General features: G+C 62.0%; 22 protein-coding genes. 14 read left to right on the top strand and 8 right to left on the bottom strand.

The window, feature by feature from the left end; translation table 11 throughout:
* The 4 genes from EN990_RS06930 to hflX all read left to right on the top strand — a co-directional run.
* A partial coding sequence (locus EN990_RS06930) for a sigma-54 dependent transcriptional regulator (RefSeq protein ID WP_164766089.1) occupies nt 1-1,068 on the top strand: 1,068 nt, incomplete at its 5' end.
* Between the two features lie 94 nt (nt 1,069-1,162).
* Nucleotides 1,163-2,026, top strand: a complete 864-nt coding sequence (locus tag EN990_RS06925; RefSeq protein WP_127385359.1) for a D-amino-acid transaminase — start codon at nt 1,163-1,165, stop codon at nt 2,024-2,026.
* A gap of 145 nt (nt 2,027-2,171) precedes the next feature.
* Entirely contained in the window at nt 2,172-2,417 is a 246-nt protein-coding gene (gene hfq, locus EN990_RS06920; RefSeq protein WP_006202172.1) for an RNA chaperone Hfq, read from the top strand.
* A complete protein-coding gene (gene hflX, locus EN990_RS06915) occupies nt 2,418-3,809 on the top strand; it encodes a GTPase HflX (protein WP_127385360.1) in 1,392 nt (463 codons plus the stop codon).
* A 62-nt stretch (nt 3,810-3,871) separates the two neighbouring features.
* Here hflX and mazG read toward each other — a convergent pair whose 3' ends face one another.
* Both mazG and EN990_RS06905 read right to left on the bottom strand, forming a co-directional pair.
* A complete protein-coding gene (gene mazG / locus EN990_RS06910) occupies nt 3,872-4,696 on the bottom strand; it encodes a nucleoside triphosphate pyrophosphohydrolase (RefSeq protein WP_013531500.1) in 825 nt (274 codons plus the stop codon).
* A 135-nt stretch (nt 4,697-4,831) separates the two neighbouring features.
* Nucleotides 4,832-6,307, bottom strand: a complete 1,476-nt coding sequence (locus EN990_RS06905; RefSeq protein WP_245465125.1) for a winged helix-turn-helix domain-containing protein — start codon at nt 6,305-6,307, stop codon at nt 4,832-4,834.
* A 167-nt stretch (nt 6,308-6,474) separates the two neighbouring features.
* Between EN990_RS06905 and EN990_RS06900 the strand changes: the two genes are divergently transcribed.
* On the top strand, nt 6,475-6,687 hold the full coding sequence (locus EN990_RS06900; protein ID WP_127385362.1) for a hypothetical protein: 213 nt from the start codon (nt 6,475-6,477) through the stop codon (nt 6,685-6,687).
* Nucleotides 6,688-6,734: 47 nt separating this feature from the next.
* On the opposite strand, the gene EN990_RS06895 is transcribed toward EN990_RS06900, so the two are convergent.
* From EN990_RS06895 to cyoA, 6 genes are all read right to left on the bottom strand, one after another.
* Complete coding sequence (locus tag EN990_RS06895; protein ID WP_127369022.1) at nt 6,735-7,919, bottom strand: amino acid aminotransferase; 1,185 nt, start codon at nt 7,917-7,919, stop codon at nt 6,735-6,737.
* Nucleotides 7,920-8,163: 244 nt separating this feature from the next.
* A complete protein-coding gene (locus EN990_RS06890) occupies nt 8,164-8,871 on the bottom strand; it encodes an SURF1 family protein (RefSeq protein WP_127369023.1) in 708 nt (235 codons plus the stop codon).
* Between the two features lie 96 nt (nt 8,872-8,967).
* Complete coding sequence (gene cyoD / locus EN990_RS06885; protein ID WP_127369024.1) at nt 8,968-9,348, bottom strand: cytochrome o ubiquinol oxidase subunit IV; 381 nt, start codon at nt 9,346-9,348, stop codon at nt 8,968-8,970.
* The gene (cyoC, locus tag EN990_RS06880; RefSeq protein WP_013531504.1) at nt 9,345-9,971 is read right to left on the bottom strand and encodes a cytochrome o ubiquinol oxidase subunit III; all 627 of its coding nucleotides are present in this window, start codon (nt 9,969-9,971) and stop codon (nt 9,345-9,347) included. The genes cyoD and cyoC overlap by 4 nt, the downstream gene beginning before the upstream one ends.
* Before the next feature lie 5 nt (nt 9,972-9,976).
* Nucleotides 9,977-11,989: a cytochrome o ubiquinol oxidase subunit I gene (cyoB, locus tag EN990_RS06875; protein ID WP_024505201.1), complete on the bottom strand. Its 2,013-nt coding sequence runs from the start codon at nt 11,987-11,989 to the stop codon at nt 9,977-9,979.
* Nucleotides 11,990-12,004: 15 nt separating this feature from the next.
* Nucleotides 12,005-13,174, bottom strand: coding sequence for a ubiquinol oxidase subunit II (gene cyoA, locus EN990_RS06870; protein WP_027163479.1), 1,170 nt, complete (start codon nt 13,172-13,174; stop codon nt 12,005-12,007).
* Nucleotides 13,175-13,340: 166 nt separating this feature from the next.
* On the opposite strand from cyoA, the gene EN990_RS06865 reads away from it, so the two are divergent.
* From EN990_RS06865 to EN990_RS06825, 9 genes are all read left to right on the top strand, one after another.
* Nucleotides 13,341-14,654, top strand: a complete 1,314-nt coding sequence (locus tag EN990_RS06865; protein WP_024505203.1) for an MFS transporter — start codon at nt 13,341-13,343, stop codon at nt 14,652-14,654.
* Nucleotides 14,651-15,973, top strand: coding sequence for an ATP-binding protein (locus EN990_RS06860; protein ID WP_024505204.1), 1,323 nt, complete (start codon nt 14,651-14,653; stop codon nt 15,971-15,973). Before EN990_RS06865 ends, EN990_RS06860 begins: the two co-directional genes overlap by 4 nt.
* Nucleotides 15,963-16,496, top strand: a complete 534-nt coding sequence (locus EN990_RS06855) for a response regulator transcription factor (protein WP_127385009.1) — start codon at nt 15,963-15,965, stop codon at nt 16,494-16,496. Before EN990_RS06860 ends, EN990_RS06855 begins: the two co-directional genes overlap by 11 nt.
* 126 nt (nt 16,497-16,622) lie before the next feature.
* Nucleotides 16,623-17,168, top strand: coding sequence for a sigma-70 family RNA polymerase sigma factor (locus EN990_RS06850; protein WP_082827403.1), 546 nt, complete (start codon nt 16,623-16,625; stop codon nt 17,166-17,168).
* The gene (locus EN990_RS06845) at nt 17,165-17,938 is read left to right on the top strand and encodes an anti-sigma factor (RefSeq protein WP_013531511.1); all 774 of its coding nucleotides are present in this window, start codon (nt 17,165-17,167) and stop codon (nt 17,936-17,938) included. Before EN990_RS06850 ends, EN990_RS06845 begins: the two co-directional genes overlap by 4 nt.
* Before the next feature lie 23 nt (nt 17,939-17,961).
* The gene (locus tag EN990_RS06840; RefSeq protein ID WP_027163483.1) at nt 17,962-18,678 is read left to right on the top strand and encodes a Bax inhibitor-1/YccA family protein; all 717 of its coding nucleotides are present in this window, start codon (nt 17,962-17,964) and stop codon (nt 18,676-18,678) included.
* A 175-nt stretch (nt 18,679-18,853) separates the two neighbouring features.
* Complete coding sequence (locus EN990_RS06835; protein ID WP_127368595.1) at nt 18,854-19,759, top strand: aldose 1-epimerase family protein; 906 nt, start codon at nt 18,854-18,856, stop codon at nt 19,757-19,759.
* Nucleotides 19,749-20,219 (top strand): hypothetical protein, encoded by a 471-nt coding sequence (locus EN990_RS06830; RefSeq protein ID WP_127368596.1) that lies wholly within the window; start codon nt 19,749-19,751, stop codon nt 20,217-20,219. The genes EN990_RS06835 and EN990_RS06830 overlap by 11 nt, the downstream gene beginning before the upstream one ends.
* A 50-nt stretch (nt 20,220-20,269) precedes the next feature.
* Nucleotides 20,270-20,932 carry a glutathione S-transferase family protein gene (locus tag EN990_RS06825; RefSeq protein WP_127388261.1) on the top strand — a complete coding sequence of 221 codons (663 nt, stop codon included), beginning with the start codon at nt 20,270-20,272 and terminating at the stop codon, nt 20,930-20,932.
* The last annotated feature ends 56 nt before the right edge of the window (nt 20,933-20,988 follow it).

Below are 20,988 nucleotides of genomic sequence, written 5' to 3'. Positions count from 1 at the left end.
GCCTATGACTTCATCGAAAAACCGTTCAAGGCCGACAGGCTGATCCTTATTGCCGAGCGTGCGCTCGAGACCTCGAAATTGCGGCGCGAGGTTTCCGACCTCAAGCTGCGCAGCGGCGAAACCTTCGATCTGATCGGCATGTCGTCGGCGATGAGCCAGTTGCGTCAGACCATCGAACGCGTCGCGCCGACCAACAGCCGCGTGATGATCATCGGCCCGTCTGGCTCGGGCAAGGAACTGGCCGCGCGCGCCATCCACACGCTGTCGGCGCGCAAGGGCGCGCCTTTCGTGACGCTGAGCGCCGCCAACATCACGCCCGAGCGTATGGAGATCGAACTGTTCGGCACCGAATCGAATGGCGTCGAGCGCAAGGTCGGCGCGCTCGAGGAGGCCCATCGCGGCATCCTCTACATCGACGAGGTGGCCGACATGCCGCGCGAGACGCAGAACAAGATCCTGCGCGTGCTGGTCGAACAACAGTTCGAGCGGGTAGGGGGAACCAAGCGGGTCAAGGTCGATGTCCGCATCATCTCCTCGACCTCGCAGAACCTCGAAGCGATGATTGCCGACGGTCGTTTCCGCGAGGATCTTTACCATCGCCTGGCGGTGGTTCCGGTCATCGTCCCGGGACTGGCCGAGCGGCGAGAGGATATTCCCTACCTCGTCGACAACTTCATGAAGCAGATCGCCCGCCAGGCCGGCATCAAGCCGCGCCGTATCGGCGACGATGCGCTGGCCGTTCTGCAGGCTCACAACTGGCCAGGCAACGTTCGCCAGCTGCGCAACAATGTCGAGCGCCTGATGATCCTGGCGCGCGGCGACGACGTCGATGCGCCGATCACCGCTGATCTGTTGCCGGCCGAGATCGGCGATGTCATGCCGCGCACGCCGAATCAATCCGACCAGCACATCATGGCGCTGCCGTTGCGCGAAGCGCGTGAGCAGTTCGAGAAGGACTACCTGATCGCCCAGATCAACCGGTTCGGCGGCAACATCTCGAAGACCGCCGAGTTCATCGGCATGGAGCGCTCCGCTCTGCATCGCAAGCTGAAGTCCCTGGGCGTCTGAGCGCGTCCAGCCGCCGCGCGTGGTCCAACCATTTGCCGGTTACGCCCGCGGTGGAATCGCATAAGAAAGCCCGAGAATTTCTGAGGGGTCGCCAATGCCGCGCATTGCCTATGTCAACGGGCGCTATGTCACGCACGCCGACGCTGCCGTGCATATCGAGGATCGCGGCTATCAGTTCGCCGACGGTGTCTATGAGGTCTGCGAAGTGGCGCGTGGCTTCATCGTCGACATGCCGCGCCACCTGGCCCGGCTGAACCGTTCGCTGACCGAATTGTCGATCGCCTGGCCGGTCACCTCTCACGTGCTGCCGCTCATTCTGCGTGAGGTGGTCAATCGCAACCACGTCGCCAATGGCCTGGTCTACGTGCAGGTGACGCGCGGCGTGGCCAGCCGCGACTTTGTCTTCCCTTCCGCAGACACCAAGCCGGCCCTGGTGGTCACCGCCAGGAAGGCCGACCCCGCAGCCGGAGCAAAGCGAGCCGAGACCGGCATCGCGGTCATCACCGTGCCGGAGAACCGCTGGGACCGCGTCGACATCAAGACCGTCGGGCTGCTGCCCAATGTATTGGCCAAGCAGAAGGCAAAGGAAGCCGGTGCGCAGGAAGCCTGGTTCGTCGACGATGAAGGCAACGTAAAAGAAGGCGGCTCGTCCAATGCCTGGATCGTCACCCGGGACGGCGTCCTGGTCACCAGGCCGGCCGAGCATGGCATCCTGCGCGGCATCACCCGCACGACCATGTTCGAAGTGGCGGCCAAGCTTGGCCTGAAGATCGAGGAGCGCGGCTTTTCCGTCGCCGAGGCCAAGACGGCACGCGAGGCGTTCATCAGTTCCGCAACGACGATCGCCATGCCGGTGGTGGCCATCGATGGCGACACGGTCGCCAATGGGCACCCCGGCTCAATAACACTTTCGTTGCGGCAAGCCTTTTTTGACATTGCGGAAAAAAGTCCAGCCTGATAACCGCACAGGTGGAATGAACATCAATATATCTCGTTCTGCTTGTCGTTACTGACGACAAGACGGTGTTTGCGAGCTTGACATGCGCCCGTTAATTTGGCGCATTGGCTTGCAAACCGAAGGGGATCGGCGAAAGACAAGAACAATGGCGGAACGATCGCAAAACCTTCAGGACCTGTTCCTGAATTCAGTTCGCAAGAGCAAGAACCCGCTCACCATCTTCCTCATCAACGGCGTGAAGCTGACCGGCGTGGTCACTTCGTTCGACAATTTCTGTGTGCTGCTGCGCCGCGATGGTCACTCCCAGCTCGTCTACAAGCACGCCATTTCCACGATCATGCCGAGCCAGCCGGTTCAGATGTTCGATGGCGAGGAAAGCCAGGGCGCCTGATTGGCACGTGAGAAAGACGCGGACGCCACCGTTCGCGGGAAACCAGCGCATCACCCCGGGACTGAGGCCAAGGGCCCGACCCGGGCCGTGGTCATTGTGCCCGTCCTTACCCGCCACCAGCGCAACGACGACGAGACCAACCGCCCGCGGCTGATGCGTTCGGCTGATGCGCGTCACGACGAGGCCGTTGGCCTTGCCCGCGCCATCAACCTTGATCTGATTCACACCGCGGTGGTGACCGTCAACGATCCGCGCCCGGCGACGCTGCTCGGCAGCGGCAAGGTCGCCGAGTTCGCGGAAATCGTCAAAGAGGGACTTGCGGAAGTGGTCGTCGTCGACCATCCGCTGACCCCTGTGCAGCAGCGCAATCTCGAGAAAGAGCTGAACGCCAAGGTGCTGGACCGCACCGGGCTGATCCTCGAGATATTCGGCGAGCGTGCACGCACCAAGGAAGGCACGCTGCAGGTCGAGCTCGCCCATCTCAACTACCAGAAGGGCCGCCTCGTGCGCAGCTGGACCCATTTGGAGCGTCAGCGCGGCGGCGCCGGATTCCTTGGGGGCCCCGGCGAAACACAGATCGAATCCGACCGGCGGCAGTTGCAGGAAAAGATCATCAAGCTGAAGCAGGAGCTGGAAACGGTGCGGCGCACGCGCGACCTGCACCGCGCCAAGCGCAGGAAGGTGCCGTTCCCGGTGGTGGCGATCGTCGGCTACACCAATGCCGGGAAGTCGACGCTGTTCAACCGGCTGACCGGGGCGGATGTGCTGGCACAGGACATGCTGTTCGCCACGCTCGACCCGACGCTGCGCCGCGTGCGCCTGCCACATGGCACGCCGATCATCCTCTCCGACACGGTCGGCTTCATTTCGGACCTGCCGACACATCTGATCGCGGCTTTCCGCGCCACCCTGGAAGAGGTGGTCGAGGCCGACCTCGTGCTTCATCTGCGCGACATTTCCGATCCGGACACGGCCGCCCAGGCCGAGGATGTCGAGCGTATCCTTGCAGATCTTGGCGTTGACGCTGGTGATGCCAAGCGGGTGATCGAAGTGTGGAACAAGATCGACCGGCTCGACGAAGGCAACCGGACCCGGCTGCTTGCAGACGGCGCCGATGCCAACAAGGCGCCGCCGATTGCGGTGTCGGCGGTGACCGGCGAGGGCATCGATGGGCTGAAGGCGATCATCGAAACGCGGATGGCGGGCGAACTCGAAGACCTCACCGTGACGATCGAGCCGGCACAGTTCGGCCTTGTCGACTGGCTTTACCGCAATGGCGATGTGGTTTCGCGAAGCGACAATGACGACGGCAGCGCCACCATCTCGCTGAAGGCCACGCAAAGCGCGCGCGAAGAGATCGAAAACAGATTGCGTCGTAAAAACAACGGATAATCCGGAGCAGTTCCAGGAAAAGTGTATAGCGGTTTCCGTCGGGAGTTGCCCGAAAAGAGAGACTACTTCGCGGTCTTTGCTTCCTGCCAGAGCGCTTCCATCTCGGCCAGATCAGCCTTGTCCAGCGTGTTGCCGGCTTTCTCCAAAGCCTGCTCGACATAATGGAAACGTGAGCGGAATTTCTCGTTGGTGCCGCTCAGCGCTGCTTCCGAATCGAGCTTGAGGTGGCGACCGAGATTGACGACGGCAAACAGCATGTCGCCGAACTCGTCCTTGATCGAGGCGGTGTCGCCCTTGGCCAGCGCCTCGCGCAATTCGCCGATCTCTTCCTCGATCTTGTCGAGGATGGGCGCTGCCTCGCTCCAGTCGAAGCCGACGCGGGCGGCCTTCTCCTGAAGTTTCAGCGCCCGGGTCAGCGCGGGCAGGGCGACCGGCACGCTGTCCAGAAACCCCTTGCCATTGTCTTCGGGATCGAGACCGCGCGCGAGGCGGGCGCTTCGTTTCTCTGCCTTCTCTTCTGCCTTGATCTTTTCCCACATGCCCTTGGCCATGCCGGCGCTGCGGGCCTTTTCGTCGCCGAAGACATGCGGATGGCGTCGGATCATTTTCGTCGTGATGGCTTGCACCACATCGGGGAAGGCAAACTCGCCGGCCTCCTCGGCCATTTGCGCGTGGTAGACGACCTGCAGCAGCAGATCGCCGAGTTCGTCGCGCAGATCGTCGAGGTCGCCGCGCGCGATGGCATCCGCGACCTCATAGGCCTCTTCGATCGTGTAGGGCGCGATGGTCGAGAAATCCTGTTCGATATCCCAGGGACAGCCGGTCTTCGGCGCCCGCAGCGCCGCCATGATCTCGATCAGGCGCGAAATGTCTTTCGATGGCGTCATAGGGCTGATGCTATCCCGCGACCGGCCGCTCTGCCAACGCTGTCAGTTGGCAAGGGGAGATTGTCCACAGGGGGCAGCTCTGCGAAGGTCAGCTGACCAGAGCCTGGACTTCTCGCCGCCGGGCTGTAGTGAAACTTATCCTTCGTTATCAACTCCTTCGTTATCAACGCGCTGCAGGATCGCGCGGTAACGGCTGCACACTGCGGGATCGGCATAGAAGTCCACTTCCGTATCAATGATCTCGTCAAGGCTTAGTCCAAGGTAATGCGCCTTGACTTTTGCCAGGACGTCTTGCGCTTGCTTGATTTCGCCGAGTTCGGAATGGCAGACGACAAGACGAACGAGCGACCACGGAGGTACAGTCGCCATTTTCGCGTAGCAGGCAGTTGCCTCGCGATACCGCCCAGCCGTCGTCAGTATGACGCCACGGAAGTCATCATACCATCCCACAGCGTACGGGTCGCGGCGCTGGGCTTCGTTTATTTCGCTAAGCCCTTCCTCGGGCCTGTCCGTGTGATTGAGGAAAATAGCGCGGATACTAAGAATGAACGGATCGTTCGGATTGAGCGCAACCGCCCGGTCGAGGCTGATTTCAGCTTGCCTGAATTGGCGCAAATACAAGTGAGCGAAGCCGGTGGCGAGATGCCCATAGGCCTCGTCGGGGTCAAGGCCCAATGCGGTTCTTGCGATCTCCAGTCCGGAATGCAAATGACCGGGATTGTTGTAGTCCCAATAGTACTTGAAGGACTCCACAAAGCTGAGCATGGCGTGGGCGGCAGCAAACCGGGGATCGAGGCTCACCGCCCGGCGCAGAAAGGGTTCTGCTTCGAGCACCGTATCATAGACGGCTGCAAGTTGTAGCGCCCGCAAGTAAAACTCATAAGCCGACATATTGTTGGTCGGCCGGGACCTGGCGCGCGATGCAATCGCTGTTCTGGTCTGTCGTGCCAGACGCGCCGCAATCATCTGGGTGATTTCGTCCTGGATGGCGAAAATGTCGTCGAGTTCGCGGTCGTAGTGTTCGCCCCAGATATGGGCCATCAAGACGGCGTCTGTCAGCTGCACGGTGATGCGAACCCGGTTGCCAATCTTTCGGACGCTACCGTCGACGACATACTGCACGCCAAGTTTCTTTGCCACCTCGGCCACGTCATTGGCCTTGCCTCGGAACTGGAAGGAGGAATTCCGCGCAATGACTAGGAACTCCCTGAACTTGCCGAGCCCGGCGATGATGTCTTCTGTAATCCCGTCGCTGAAATAGTCCTGCTCCGGGTCCCCGCTCATGTTGTGGAAGGGTAGAACGGCAATTGATGGCCTGGTCGGCGCCGCAGCTTCTGCTGTAGCCCCGAAGGGCCTAGGGCCAGCATATTTATAGCCACGGCCATGCACGGTTACGATCATTTCGGCGGGCAGCAGTTTTCGTAGCGCCGAAATGTGGACCTGCAGCGTGTTCTCCTCCACCACCAGGCCGGGCCAGACCGCATCGAAAAGTTCGGTCTTGCTGACCACCTCATCCGGCCTGTCGAGCAACATGGCGAGGATGTCGAAGGAACGGGCCGAAAGCTCCACCGGACCTTTCGGCCCCAGCAACTGCCGTTCGGCGCGTTTCAAACGATAGTTCCCAAACTCCAAGTCCATCGGCAAAGAACCCGTCCTCGCGGGCAAGATAATCCAAGATGACCCTGAAGGCGAACTTCAGGGCCGTTCAGGACTCTTCAGGTCCGGGCCAAGGATTTGAACGGGAACCGGTGTCACTCTCCCCGTCACAGGAGGACACCATGACTGACATGCCCACCCCCATCACCACCCGCCGCCTTAACCTGTCGAAGCCCAGCTTTGCGTGGCTCCAAATCGGCGCATCGCTTGCCGCCATGTCCGGCTTTGTGGGAGATGCACTCAAGATGGCATTCGTGGACCCTTACACGAGTCTCCGTCGCCAGCCGGAGGTCGTCCCGGAGGATGATCTTGAGGGTCGGGATCCCACTTGGTGATCTGCTCAAGAGACGGAAAACCGTTTCACACTTTGCCTGGAATTGCTCTAGTCGAGCACCGAGACGATCGCTTTGGCGAGGTCGTCCATGCCGTCCTCGGGCAGGCCGGCGACATTGATGCGGCTGTCGCCGACCATGTAGACGCCGTGCTCGGCGCGCAGCCGTTCGACTTGCGCTTCGGTGAGGCCAAGGCGGGAGAACATGCCGCGATGGCTGGCGACGAAATCGAAGCGGTCGGAATTGGATTGCCGGCGCAGGGCTTCGGCGAACTGGACGCGAAGCCTGAGCATACGCAGCCGCATTTCTTCGAGTTCAGTCTCCCAGTCCGCACGCAAGGCGGCGTCCTCCAGCACGATGCGTACGGCTGCTGCCCCGTGGTCCGGCGGCATCGAATACATGGCGCGCGCCGCCGACAGCATCTGGCTCATCGCCACATCTGCCTGTGCGCCGTCCTTGGCCAGGATCATTGCTGCGCCGACGCGGTCGCGGTAGACGGCGAAATTCTTCGAGCAGCTCGAGGCGACGACCATTTCCGGAACTTTCGCCGCCAGCAGGCGCAAGCCGAGGGCGTCGGCCTCAAGGCCATCGCCAAAGCCCTGATAAGCGATGTCGACGAACGGCAGCAGCGCGCGCTCGACGACCAGATCGGTAACGGCTGCCCACTGTGCCGCATCCAGATTGGCGCCGGTTGGGTTGTGGCAGCAGCCATGCAGCAGCACGACGTCGCCGCTCTTTGCGGTCCGCAGGGCCGCCAGCATGTCGTCGAAGCGAACAGCACCCGACGCGGCGTCGAAATACGGGTATTCACGGATCTGCAGGCCGGCGGCGCGCATCACCGGCATGTGGTTCGGCCAGGTCGGGTCCGACAGCCAGATGGTTGCGTCCGAACGCGTCCGCTTCAGCAATTCCGCCACCAGCCGCAGCGCGCCGGAGCCGCCAGGCGCCTGTGCGGCGCGGATGCGCGTCATGTCGGCGCCCGGACCGAAGGCGAGCTTGGCCATCACCGTGTTGAAGCCGGTATCGCCGGCAAGGCCGAGATAGGTCTTGGTGTCCTGGGCCTGCAGCAGGCGCTTTTCCGCCTCGCGCACGGCGCGCATAACCGGCGTCTTGCCGTCGCGGTCCTTGTAGACGCCGACGCCGAGGTCGACTTTGTCGGGGCGCGGGTCGGCGCGATAAAGGCCGATCAGAGCCAGGATCTTGTCGGCGGGGGCGGGCTGCAGGGTCTCAAACATCGATAGGGCTCCAATGGCGGCGGAGTGATACGCAAATCGGTCGCGTTTCGCCAGCGGTTTTAGCTAGGTGCTCCAGCCCGAGACGGCTGGGAAGCCTGCCCTGCGCGCTCATGGATGAGGGTTTGACGGGAAACCTATTGATGCGCGTCGGAAATGACCAGCCGGCACGAGCAGAGCGATCACGCATCCTCTGCGCCGGCATGAGCGCTTCCGTGCGTAATTTCGGCCTTGCCTCGGCCAGCGGTCAGCCCCCCCCGGGCCTGTCTTTCACAGCCTGCCGCAACAGACAGGCGACCGCGCCCAGCACCATCAAGGCCAGCCCGAACCATGTCAGGGCATAGACCAGATGGTTGTTGTGGAACGAAACGACCGTCAGGCCGCCGACCGGCCACCCTCCCGGATTGGGCGTGGCATCGGCATCGATGAAATAAGGAGCGACCTGCCCGACGCCTTGCTTGGCGGCGATCGCCTGTACATCGCGCGAATACCAGCGGTTGGCAGCCGGATCGTTGGTGCGCAGGAAGCCGCCTTTCGGTTCGCTGATGCGCAACAGGCCGTGAATTCCGGTATGATCGTCCGAGGGCTTGCCTGCGAGGCGGGTTGCCGGATCGCGCTTGTCCGTCGGCACGAAGCCCCTGTTCACCAGAATCGTGAAGCCATCATCCGCTCGGAACGGCGCCATTACCCAGAAGCCACCGCCGAGATCGGTGACCGCCTGGACCAGGGTCTCGCGATCACCGAGAAACCGGCCCGTGACGACGAGGCGGCGATACTCGTCATCCCTGGCGTTGATCGCTGGCCAGGCCGAAGGCGCCGGGGCGGACACCGGTACTGCCTTGAGACGCTGATCGACACGCTCGATCAGGTCGAGCTTCCAGACGCGGCGCTCCAGCTGCCAGATACCGAGCGCCGAGAACCCTGCGATGCCGATGGCTCCGCAAAGGCAAAGCATCAATAGCGTCCATCTCGAACGCCTAACCCTTTGGCCGTCGCCTGTAGTCGGATGCGGTGTCGTCCGCGCCTGTTCGTCCAAAGCCAGGTCCCTCTCTCAGGGTATCTGACTCCTGTCATGGCCGGGCATCATGTTGACGTTCAGATGGTACATGACCCAGAGCGAGCCCGTCAGCGCGATCATCACCAGGATGAGGGTGAAGATCAGCGCCATCATGGTCCAGCCGCTCTCCGACCTGGTGTTCATATGCAGGAAGAACACCATGTGGACGATGATTTGCACGACGGCGAAGGCCATGATGGCAATCGCCGACGCCATCTGATTGCCGAGCGCGTTGGTCATGACCAGCCAGAAGGGAACGGCGGTCAGCACGACGGACAGGCCGAAGCCTGTCAGATAGCCGGCCAGCGAGCCGTGATTGACGCCGTGATGCGCGTGGCTGTGGTTGCTGGTGTCTGTTTGGTGCCCGGCGCTCATCGCAACATTCCCATCAGATAAACGAAGGTGAAGACGCCGATCCAGATGACGTCGAGGAAGTGCCAGAACATGCTCAGGCACATCAGGCGCCGCTGGTTCGCGGCGATCAGCCCATGCCTGGAGACCTGCACCATCAGCACCACCAGCCAGACCAGGCCGAAGGTGACGTGCAGGCCGTGCGTTCCGACCAGCGTGAAGAACGACGAAAGAAAGCCGCTGCGCTGCGGCGTCGCCCCCTCGTGGATGAAATGGGCGAATTCGTAGAGTTCGATGCCGAGAAAGGCGAGGCCGAACAGGCCGGTGATCACCAGCCACACCTGCATCGGCCTCACTCGCCCTTTCGCCATCTCCAGCATCGCGAAGCCGTAGGTGATGGAGGACAGGAGCAGCATGGTGGTGTTGAGCGCGACCAGCGGAAGATCGAACAGGTCCTTCGGCGCAGGCCCGGCGGCGTAGTTGCCACCGAGCACGCCGTAGACTGCAAACAGCATCGCAAAGATGAGGCAGTCGCTCATCAGGTAGATCCAGAAGCCGAGCATGGTGCTGCTGCCGCTCTCGGCATGGCCGTGGTCGTCTTCCAGGTGGAAGATCGTGTCGTCGATCACCGTGTCGGCGTGTGCCATGGTGCTCATCCCGCCTGGCTGGTGGCTGCGAGCAGGCGTGTCCGCTCGTCCTCGACGCGGGTGACGTCGCTGGACGGAATGTGGAAGTCCCGGTCGTAATTGAAGGTATGCGCGATGGCGTAGCCGATCAGAGCAACGAAGCTCACGATCGCCAGCCACCAGATGTACCAGATGAGCGCCACGGCAAGCACCACGCTCAACCCAGCCAGAATGACGCCGGCTCCGGTGTTGCGCGGCATGTGGATGTCGTGGAAGCCCGTCAACGGACGCTGGTAACCGCGATTCTTCATGTCCGCCCAGGTGTCGAGATCGTGGACGACCGGCGTAAAGGCGAAATTGTAGGCCGGGGGCGGCGACGAGGTTGCCCATTCGAGTGTACGCCCGTCCCACGGATCACCGGTGTCGTCGCGAAGCTGCTCGCGCCGGCGCACGCTGACGAAGATCTGGATGAGGAAGGACAGGATACCAAGCAGGATCAGGAAGGCGCCAAAAGCGGCGATGATGAACCAGATCTGCAGCGAGGGATCCTCGAAGGTGCGTAGCCGGCGCGTTACGCCCATCAGGCCGAGGATGTACAGCGGCATGAAGGCGAACCAGAAGCCGACCACCCAGAACCAGAAGGACATCTTTCCCCAGAACGGATCGAGCCGGAAGCCGAATGCCTTGGGGAACCAGTAGCTGATACCGGCAAACAGGCCGAACAGCACGCCGCCGATGATGACGTTGTGGAAATGCGCGACCAGGAACAGGCTGTTGTGGAGCACGAAGTCGGCCGGCGGAACCGCGAGCAGCACGCCGGTCATGCCGCCGACGGTGAAGGTCAGCATGAAGGCGACTGTCCACATCATCGGCAGTTCGAAGCGGATGCGGCCGCGGTACATGGTGAACAGCCAGTTGAATATCTTGGCGCCTGTCGGGATCGAAATGATCATCGTGGTGATGCCGAAGAACGAGTTGACGCTCGCTCCCGACCCCATGGTGAAAAAGTGATGCAGCCAGACGAGATAGGACAGGATGGTGATGACGATGGTTGCGTAGACCATCGAGGTGTAGCCAAAGAGCCGCTTGCCGCAGAAGGCCGAGGTCACTTCGGAAAATATGCCGAAGGCCGGCAGGATCAGGATGTAGACCTCGGGGTGGCCCCAGATCCAGATCAGGTTCACGTACATCATCGGATTGCCGCCGAAGTCGTTCGTGAAGAAGTTGGTGCCGACATAGCGGTCGAGAGCCAGCAGGGCCAGCACCGCCGTCAGCACCGGGAAGGCGGCGACGATGAGCACATTTGTGCAGAGCGCGGTCCAGGTGAAGATCGGCATTCTCATCATGGTCATGCCAGGCGCGCGCATCTTGACGATGGTGCAGACCAGGTTCACGCCCGACAACAGCGTGCCGACGCCCGCCACTTGCAGCGCCCAGATATAATAATCGACACCGACATCGGGACTGTAGCCGATACCCGACAGCGGCGGGTAGGCGAGCCAGCCGGTGCGCGCGAATTCGCCGACGAACAGCGACATCATGACGATGACCGCGCCGCCGACCGTCATCCAGAAGCTGAAATTGTTGAGGAACGGAAACGACACGTCGCGCGCGCCGATCTGCAGCGGGACGACGAAATTCATCAGGCCCGTCACCAGCGGCATCGCCACGAAGAAGATCATGATGACGCCGTGCGCGGTGAAGATCTGGTCATAATGATGCGAATTGAGATAGCCTTCCGAACCGCCGAAGGCCATCGCCTGCTGGAGCCGCATCATGATGGCGTCGCTGAAGCCGCGCAGCAGCATGACGATGCCGAGCACCATGTACATCACACCGATGCGCTTGTGGTCGACGCTGGTGAACCATTCGCGCCACAGATAGCCCCAGAGCTTGAAATAGGTCAGCGCGCCGACGAGGGCGATGCCGCCCAGCGCGACGACTATGAAGGTCGCGACCACGATGGGCTCGTGCAGCGGCAGCGACTCGAGCGTAAGCCGGCCGAAGATCGCCTTGAGAAGAGCAGGATTGTCGAACATGTCTTGCGTGGCGCCTCAGGAGTTGAAGGGCGACCGAAGCGTGCCGGTTGCGGAAGGTGACGGCAGTCGGATCGACAGGGGCAGTGGCCGTTGCAGACCAGCGCCGACTATCGGCGTCGAGGTCATCGGCGTGGCGGATTGATCAGCCTTCGAAGCGGCCAGTGCTTCTTCGGTCGTGCATATGCTGGCGACATAGGATGGGGCAGGGCCGAATATCGTGCCGCGCCGGGCGAACTTGTCGTACAGCAGCGGAAGGGTGTTGCGGATGCCGGCCATCCCCAGACCGCCCTTGGCATCGATCTGCGACATCTCGCTCATGCACATCTTGCCGGGCTCGACGCACATATTGAGGATCGCCTTGTAGAGATCGCTATCCACCGCCGCATAGTGGCGCACGGGTTGGTTCTCGCTGGGCTGTTCGAGCTCCAGGTAGCCGTTTCGGTCGAGCTTGCCGCCGCTGTCCTTTGCCTTCGCGATCCATGCCTGGAAACCGGCATCGTCGAGGCCGTGGAACGCGAAGCGCATTCCCGAGAAGCCGGCGCCGCTGTAATTGGCAGAGAACCCTTCATAGTCGCCGGACTTGTTGATGACGGCGTGCAGCCTGGTTTCCATACCCGGCATCGCATAGATCTGGCCGGCCAGTGCTGGAATGTAGAAGGAGTTCATCACCGATGCGGAGGTAATGCGAAAGCTGATCGGCCGGTCGACCGGCGCAGCCAGTTCGTTGACCACGGCGACGCCGTATTCCGGATAGATGAACAGCCATTTCCAGTCGAGCGCGACGACTTCGACCTCAAGCGGGCGCACGTCCGGCGGCAGCGGCTTGCCGGCCGCTACACGTCCGATCGGACGATAGGGGTCGAGCAGGTGGGTGCCCATCCAGGTCACTGCGCCCAGGCAGATGATGATCAGAAGCGGCACAGCCCAAATGACGAGTTCGAGATGGGTCGAGTGGTCCCAATCCGGCTCGTAGCGCGCCTCGCGGTTGGACTGGCGGTATCGCCAGGCAAAGAATATGGTGAGAGCCATCACCGGTATGATGACGATCAGCATCAGTGCCGTGGACACCATCAGCAGGTCACGCTGCTGCTCGGCGACGTCGCCGGCAGGGTTCAGGACGACCATGCTGCAGGAGCCGAGCGATGCCAGCAGGGGCAGCAGGAAAAGGGTACGGAGACGGCTCAATGTATGACCTGTCGGTTGTTCCCCCCAGTGCTAACCGTACCGCGGCGATGAAGGCATTGGACAATTTGTCCAATGCCGCAATGACGCGGCAGGCGTCATCAAAGCATCTGGCCCGCGCACATGGCAAGCGATCGTATGAGACCGCGGCGGGGCGACGGAGAATGCTGTGAGCCCAACTTCGAAGATCGAAGCCGACGCAAGACGGATCAATGCGCGGCATCATGAGGTGAAGCCCGGCGAAATCGCCGTTGGCGTCATCATCGGCAGGACGTCGGAATTCTTCGACTTCTTCGTCTACGCGATCGCTTCCGTCATCGTTTTCCCCAAGCTCGTATTTCCATATGCCGACCCGTTGACCGGCACGCTCTACTCCTTCGCCATCTTCGCGCTTGCCTTCATCGCGCGGCCGATCGGGACGGCGATCTTCACCGCGCTCGACCGCGCCTACGGACGTAGCGCCAAGCTCACCATCGCGCTGTTCCTGCTGGGGACCTCGACCGTGTCGATCGCCTTCGTGCCCGGTTACGACCAGATCGGCCCGGCTTCGGCCTGGCTGCTGGCCATGTTCCGGATCGGTCAGGGACTGGCGCTGGGCGGGACATGGGACGGACTTGCCTCGCTGCTGGCGTTGAATGCCCCCGAAAAGCGTCGCGGCTGGTATGCGATGATCCCGCAGCTGGGCGCGCCACTCGGGCTCATCGTCGCCAGTGCCCTGTTTGCATATTTCGTCGGCAACCTGTCGGCTGAAGACTTCTTCAGCTGGGGTTGGCGCTACCCGTTCTTCGTCGCCTTCGCCATCAACGTCGTCGCCCTGTTCGCGCGGCTGCGCATCGTGGTGACGCCGGAATACACCAAACTGTTCGAAGGCCAGGAACTGGAGCCGACTTCCGTCCGCGAGACGTTGCGCGCCGAAGGGCGCACTGTCGTGCTCGGCGCTTTCGCGCCGCTGGCGAGCTTCGCCCTGTTCCACATGGTGACGGTGTTTCCTCTGTCCTGGATCTTCCTGTTCACGCGCGAGGGACCGGCACGGTTCCTGGTCATCGAGACGATCGGAGCCTTCTTCGGCCTGGCGGCAATCGCGATCTCGGGCGTCGTTGCCGACCGGGTCGGGCGCTGGCCCTTGCTTGGAGGCTCGGCGGTGGCCATTGCCGTGTTCAGCGGTTTCGCGCCACAGCTGCTCGATGGCGGCTTCGTCGGAGAGTCCGTCTTCATGGTGTTGGGCTTCGTCCTGCTCGGCCTGTCGTTCGGCCAGTCTTCGGGAGCACTCGCCTCGAATTTTTCAAAGAACTACCGCTATACAGGTGCTGCGCTGACCTCGGATCTCGCCTGGCTGTTCGGCGCCGGCTTCGCCCCCATTGTCGCCCTGTTCCTGTCCGCCCATTTCGGGCTGATCTCGTCAGGCGCCTATCTGCTGTCGGGAGCGCTATGCACGCTGCTGGCGCTGCGGCTCAACCAGCGCCTGGATCGGACTCCCGCTTGAGTGACCTGCTTGGCCAGGGCTGGGGACCTCCCGGCCCAATGACGCTGCACGACAAGACCAACAAGCAGAATTTTCTGCTTCTGATCCAACTGCGCTGGATCGCGGTCGGCGGTCAGATCGTGACGATCCTGTTCGTCCGCTACGCGCTTGGCATCGGGCTGCCGCTGGTGCCGATGGCAGTGGTGATCCTGCTGCTGATCGCTCTCAACGTCGCCAGCCTGCGCCGGCACAGCAGCCAGGACGCGATCACCAACACCGAGCTGTTTCTTGGACTGCTGCTCGACGTCACCGCGTTGACGGTCCAGCTTTACCTGAGCGGCGGCGCGTCCAATCCCTTCATTTCGCTTTACCTGCTCCAGGTCATCCTGGGCGCGGTACTGCTGGAGACATGGTCGGTCTGGGCGCTTGTCCTCATTGCAAGCACGTGCTTCATCGCGCTGACCACCTTCTACCGTGAGATCAGCCTGCCCGCCGCACACGGTGCCGGGCTGTTCAGCCTGCACATTCAGGGCATGTTCATCTGTTTCGTCCTGGCGGCAACGCTTCTGGTGCTGTTCATCACCAGGGTCCAGAACAACATTCGCACCCGCGACGCTCATCTTGCGGATTTGCGCCAGCAATCGGCGGAGGAGGCTCACATCGTCAGGATGGGCCTGCTCGCCTCTGGCGCCGCGCATGAGCTAGGCACGCCGCTGGCTACGCTTTCCGTCATCCTCAACGACTGGCAGCGCATGCCGGTTCTCGAGGCCGATCCGGATCTGGCGCAGGAAATCCGGGAGATGCAGGGCCAGTTGGACCGTTGCAAGAAGATCGTTTCGGGAATCCTGATGTCGTCGGGCGAATTGCGCGGCGAAGGCACGGTTCGCACCTCCGTCGATGCCTTTCTGGCGGAGCTGGTGGCCGAATGGAAGTCGACACGGCTGCCGCAAGGTTTCGAATACACCAGGCGTTTCGGCGCCAACCAGGAGATCGTCTCCGATCCCGCGCTCAAACAGGTGATGTTCAATGTACTGGACAACGCACTTGAAGCGTCGCCTCTATGGGTCGGTTTGATCGTCAGCCGCCACGCGAACGATCTCATCATCGAAGTTGTCGACGCGGGACGGGGATTTGAAGAAACCATGCTTGCTGAATTCGGCAAGCCCTACACGTCGACCAAGAACCGGCCAGGTAGCGGGCTCGGCCTGTTTCTGGTCGTCAATGTCATCCGCAAGCTGGGGGGTAGCGTCACCGTAAGAAACAGAACCGAAGGGGGAGCTTCGGTTACGTTGCATCTGCCGCTGGCTGCTCTGTCTCCGCGAGGGCACAATGCCGACTAAACGCACGCTGCTGATCGTCGAGGACGACATCGCCTTTGCCAACGCACTGCGCCGGTCTTTCGAACGGCGTGATTACGAAACGCATAGCTGCCGGAGCGTCGACGGCGTGCAGGCGCTGATCGGCACCGTTGCCTTCCAATATGCCGTCATCGATCTCAAGCTTGCCAGCGGCTCGGGCCTTGAGTGCGTCAGGGCGCTGCACGAACACGATCCTGAAATGCGGATCGTCGTGTTGACCGGCTTTGCCAGCATCGCCACCGCTGTCGAGGCGATCAAGCTCGGCGCCTGCCAGTATCTCGCCAAGCCCGCCAATACAGACGACATTGAAGCGGCTTTCGGCCAGGTCGAGGGCAATGTTTCGGTGCCGCTCGCCGAGCGGCCAACCTCGATAAAGAACCTCGAATGGGAGCGCATCCACGAGACGCTGGTGGAGGCCGACTTCAACATTTCCGAGACGGCACGACGGCTGGGCATGCACCGCCGGACGCTGGCGCGGAAGCTGGAGAAGAGGCGTGTGAAGTAGGCACGATCCACCGGGCATGGCACATCGTGGCGATGCCGATGATAAGATTGATGCCGGCAACAATCGTTGCATTCGAACGATGTCCTCCAAAGGAAAAATTGGCAGGGCAGGGATTAAAATCCCCACATGCTCCGTAAACAGGACATGAAACCGCCGATGCCACGCTTTGACATCATAGGACAGCTCGGTTCGCTGCGCCGCTATGCGCGCTCGCTGACGCGCGACAGCACCGACGCCGAGGACCTTGTCCATGACGCGCTGGTGCGCGCTTATGAGCGGCGCAGCACCTTCCGCTCCGGCGGAAACCTGCGCGCGTGGCTGCTGTCGATCGTCCACAACACCTTCATCGACAGGATGCGGGCCCGCAAGTCCGAGGCGTCGCGCGTCGAACAGGCTGGATACCTGGCCGACGGCAGCACGCCGGCACCACAGGAACATTCGGTGCGCCTGGCGCAGGTGCGCCAGGCTTTTTTCAGCCTGCCGGAAGAACAGCGTTCAGCGCTGCACCTCGTCGCTATCGAAGGCCTCTCCTACCAGCAGGCCGCCGATGCCAGCGGCGTGCCGCTCGGCACGCTGATGTCGCGCATCGGCAGGGCGCGCGCCGCACTGCGCGAGATGGAGGAGCCGGCGAAGGCAAAAAACCACCTCAGGATCGTTGGAGGCCCTTCATGACCGCAACTGTCGATCCCGTGACGGATATCGACCTCGACGCCTATGTCGACGACCAGATCGACGTCACCCGCCGCATCGAGGTGGAGGCATTCTTGTCCGCTCGCCCGGAGGCGGCGGCGCGCGTGATGTCGGATCTCAGGACCCGCGATGAACTGCGCGTGGCGCTTGCCGGCTCCAAAGGCATGGCACGGCCCGCGACCGCCGATGCCGCGCGGCGGCTGGAGAGGGGGCTTGCCCGCGGCCGCATCTTCGGTGTGCTGCAGCGCGCCGCGGTGGTTGCTGTCTTCGTCGCCGCCGGGTGGCTGGCGAACGGTATCATCGGGCCGATGTCGGTGACCAAGGTCGTCGCCTCGCCGCAGCCGCCCGCCTATGTCGACGACGCAGTGCGGGCCCACAGGACCACGCTGGTGCGCGAGAGCATGCCGTCGCAGCCCGAGGCGCCCAATTACAACGCCGGCGAGATTCGCGCCGCGACCGCCATCGTCATGCCGTCGCTGCCCAAGGATTGGAAGGTCCGCGACGTGCAGATCTATCCGTCCCGCTTTGGTCCGAGCGTCGAGATGGCGGTCGAGACGAAAGACATGGGGCTGGTGTCGCTGTTTGCGATCCGGCCTGGAACCTTCGACGTTGTCAAGCCGACGATCGCGCCCTCGGGCGACATTTCATCGGCCTATTTCCAGATCGGCGATGTGGCTTATGCGGTGGTCGGACGAAGCGAGGTCCACGACCTCGACCGCGCCGCAGAGACGCTCGCCAAGACGCTCTACTGATCGATCCACAAAGGAGAACGCAAATGAACACCCCCAATCTGGGATATCGCGTCGGCGCCGGCGCCCAAACCGGAGCCGTCTTCGACGAGGGCCTGCGCCAGCATATGCTGCGCGTCTACAACTACATGGGTGTCGGCCTGGTGGTCACCGGCCTCGTCGCCTTCATGATCTCGTCGACGCCGGCGCTCTACGTGCCGATCTTCTCCAGCCCGCTGAAATGGGTGGTGATGCTGGCACCGCTCGCCTTCGTCATGCTGTTCTCGTTCAAGATGCAGACCATGTCCGCGGCGAGTGCCCAGGCGATGTTCTGGGCCTTCTGCGCGGTCATGGGCCTCTCGCTCGCCTCCGTGTTCCTGGTGTTCACCGGAACCAGCATCGCGCGCACCTTCTTCATCGCAGCCACCATGTTCGGCGCCACCAGCCTGTACGGCTACACGACAAAGCGCGACCTGACCCAGTTCTCGTCGTTCCTGATCATGGGCCTGATCGGCGTGGTGATCGCCAGCATCGTCAACATCTTCCTCGGCTCGACCGCGCTGCAGTTCGCCATCTCGGTGATCGGCATCGCCGTGTTCATCGGCCTGACCGCCTGGGACACGCAGACGATCAAGGAACAGTATGCCGAGAATTTCGACGCGGAATCGCGCCAGAAACTTGCCGTCTTCGGCGCCTTCTCGCTCTATCTGAACTTCATCAACATCTTCCAGCTGCTGCTGAATTTCACCGGCGAACGCGAATAACGACTATCCGCTGTGGGCAAGAGCGAGGGTTATTGCTCTTGATGCGGAGAGGTGGCCGGAGGGAGATCCTCCGGCCACAATTCGTTCCTGCAGAACCAGGCTGCACCTTGAGTCCCGAAGCGCTTTTGCTAGTCTGCCCACCGCGCCGGCCTTCAACAACAACCCGCGAGGAAATGTGGCACAGGACAGCCAAACGCTTCATGGCGACGGTATCTCGGCGACCATCGTTGCGCAGGGCGCCGAACTGATTTCGCTGCAAGATGCGCACGGATTCGAATTCCTGTGGCAGGCGGGGCCGGAATGGCGGCGTCACTCGCCGGTGCTGTTCCCGATCGTAGGGCGGCTGGCGGGCGATCATCTGCGCCATCGCGGCCGGACCTATCCAATGACGCAGCACGGGTTCGCGCGCGACAAGCCGTTTGCCTGGGCGCGGAAGGGGCCGCGATCCTGCACGCTGGTGCTCACCGACGATGTCGACACCCGGGCGCGCTATCCGTTCGCCTTTCGGCTTGAAGTGACCTACACGCTGGTCCGCCAGCAGCTTGATGTGACTTTCGACATCACCAACACTGGTGATGAGCTCCTGCCGGCATCGATCGGGGCGCACCCGGCATTCAATTGGCCCTTGCAGCCGGATCAGGCCAAGACGGACTACCGGCTGATCTTTGCCGATGATGAGCCGGCGCCGATCCGCCGCCTTAAGGACGGACTGCTGCTGAAAACGCCACAGCCGACGCCTGTCGAAGGCAACATACTCCCGCTCTCCGAGCGGTTGTTCGACGAGGACGCGGTGATCATGGACCAGCCCGCAAGCTCCAGCGTGCGTTATGCCGCCGAGCGTGGCCCGGCGATCGAGATGTCCTGGCAAGGGGTTCGGGAGTTGGGCGTCTGGTCAAAGCCGGGCGGCGCGCCGTTCCTGTGCATCGAACCCTGGCACGGCCTTGCAAGCCCGGTGGATTTCGATGGTGATTTTGTCGACAAACCAGGCCTGATGCTGATCGCGCCGGGTGCAAGTCGCGTGATGAGCTATCAGGTACGTCTGCTGCCAATAGCCAATTGGAGTGCGCTCAGTGAATTCTGAAACGATCGAGATCTACCATCCACGTGGTGTTTCAAATTTGGGCCAATGGGACATTGGTGGTCTCAAGCTCAAAGTCTATGGTCTCGTCGCAGACAACAAAAAGATCGACGAACCCATGGCGACTCTGGCGCAGTCATTCGTGCGACAGGAGGTTCTGCCGCGTGTGGCGGACGAGGGTGACGAGAATGGCATGGGCTTTGTGATCATTCATCCTGGTGAGCTCGGTGTGTCCATCTTAGCTCACTGGTGGATACAGGGTTCGGTGCTTTGTCAGCACATCTATCGGAAGCTGTATTCCGCAACCGAACCGATGGACACGGTTAAGAGACCTGTTATTGCCTGTGTTCGGGAATTGGCTCTGATGAATGCCGAGCAGGAAGCTTGGCGAAAAACGATGATGAAAGGCGAGCCCAATCCATTGGGATACATGGGCGCTTGGGCTGACTTCGAAGCTGCATAGAGGCTGCTCATGATCGACTATTGCGTGGTCGCCCAGATCGTCGGTGCCCAATGAAGCTGTACTTCAGCCGCAATCCCAATCCTCGATTGGCGGTCGCGGTCGCACGCTATCTCGAAACGAAACTGGACTTCGAATTCGCCTCGCCATTCGCTGCCGGGCAAATGGAGAAATTTCGCCGGTTAAATCCCAACCTCTCACTGCCCATCCTTGTGGATGATGAGGGAAAGAGCCTCTGGGAGGCAGACGCCATAGCCTGCAGGCTGTCGCGCCACGCGCATTCGGATTTCTGGCGTACCGGCGATGACGAACCCGAGATGATCCGGTGGCTCAGCTGGGGCAAAGAGCACTTCGCACTCGCTTGCGACACGGTGCATTTCGAACGTGGGACGAAACAGCGGTACGGCATCGGCCCGATCGATCAGAAGCGGGTGGAGGAGGGCCTGAACCAATTCCATACGGCTGCGGCAATACTCGACGCCGTGCTTGCCGAGCGGCAGTGGCTGGTCGGCAATTCGGTTTCCTATGCCGATTTTCGAATGGCGACCTTCCTACCGTTCAACGACGCCGCCAGACTGCCGCTCGACGACTATCCCTCTGTCAGCCGCTGGTACCGTCGACTTGAAGACATCGACGCCTGGCGTGACCCTTTCAAAGGGATGGATGCACCCGAATTGCCGCCGGTGCCGCAAATGGCCGTCGCGGGCCAGCGGTGAGAACGCGCGCGAAGAGCAGCGCAGCAGGCCGAACCTACCAAGGCGATGATGTGCGG

The sequence above is a fragment of the Mesorhizobium sp. M7A.F.Ca.US.005.03.1.1 genome, assembly GCF_003997975.1.
GTDB lineage: Bacteria > Pseudomonadota > Alphaproteobacteria > Rhizobiales > Rhizobiaceae > Mesorhizobium > Mesorhizobium ciceri.
The sequence above is the reverse complement of the archived record's forward strand: the minus strand, read 5'-3'. Positions and strand labels throughout refer to the sequence as shown.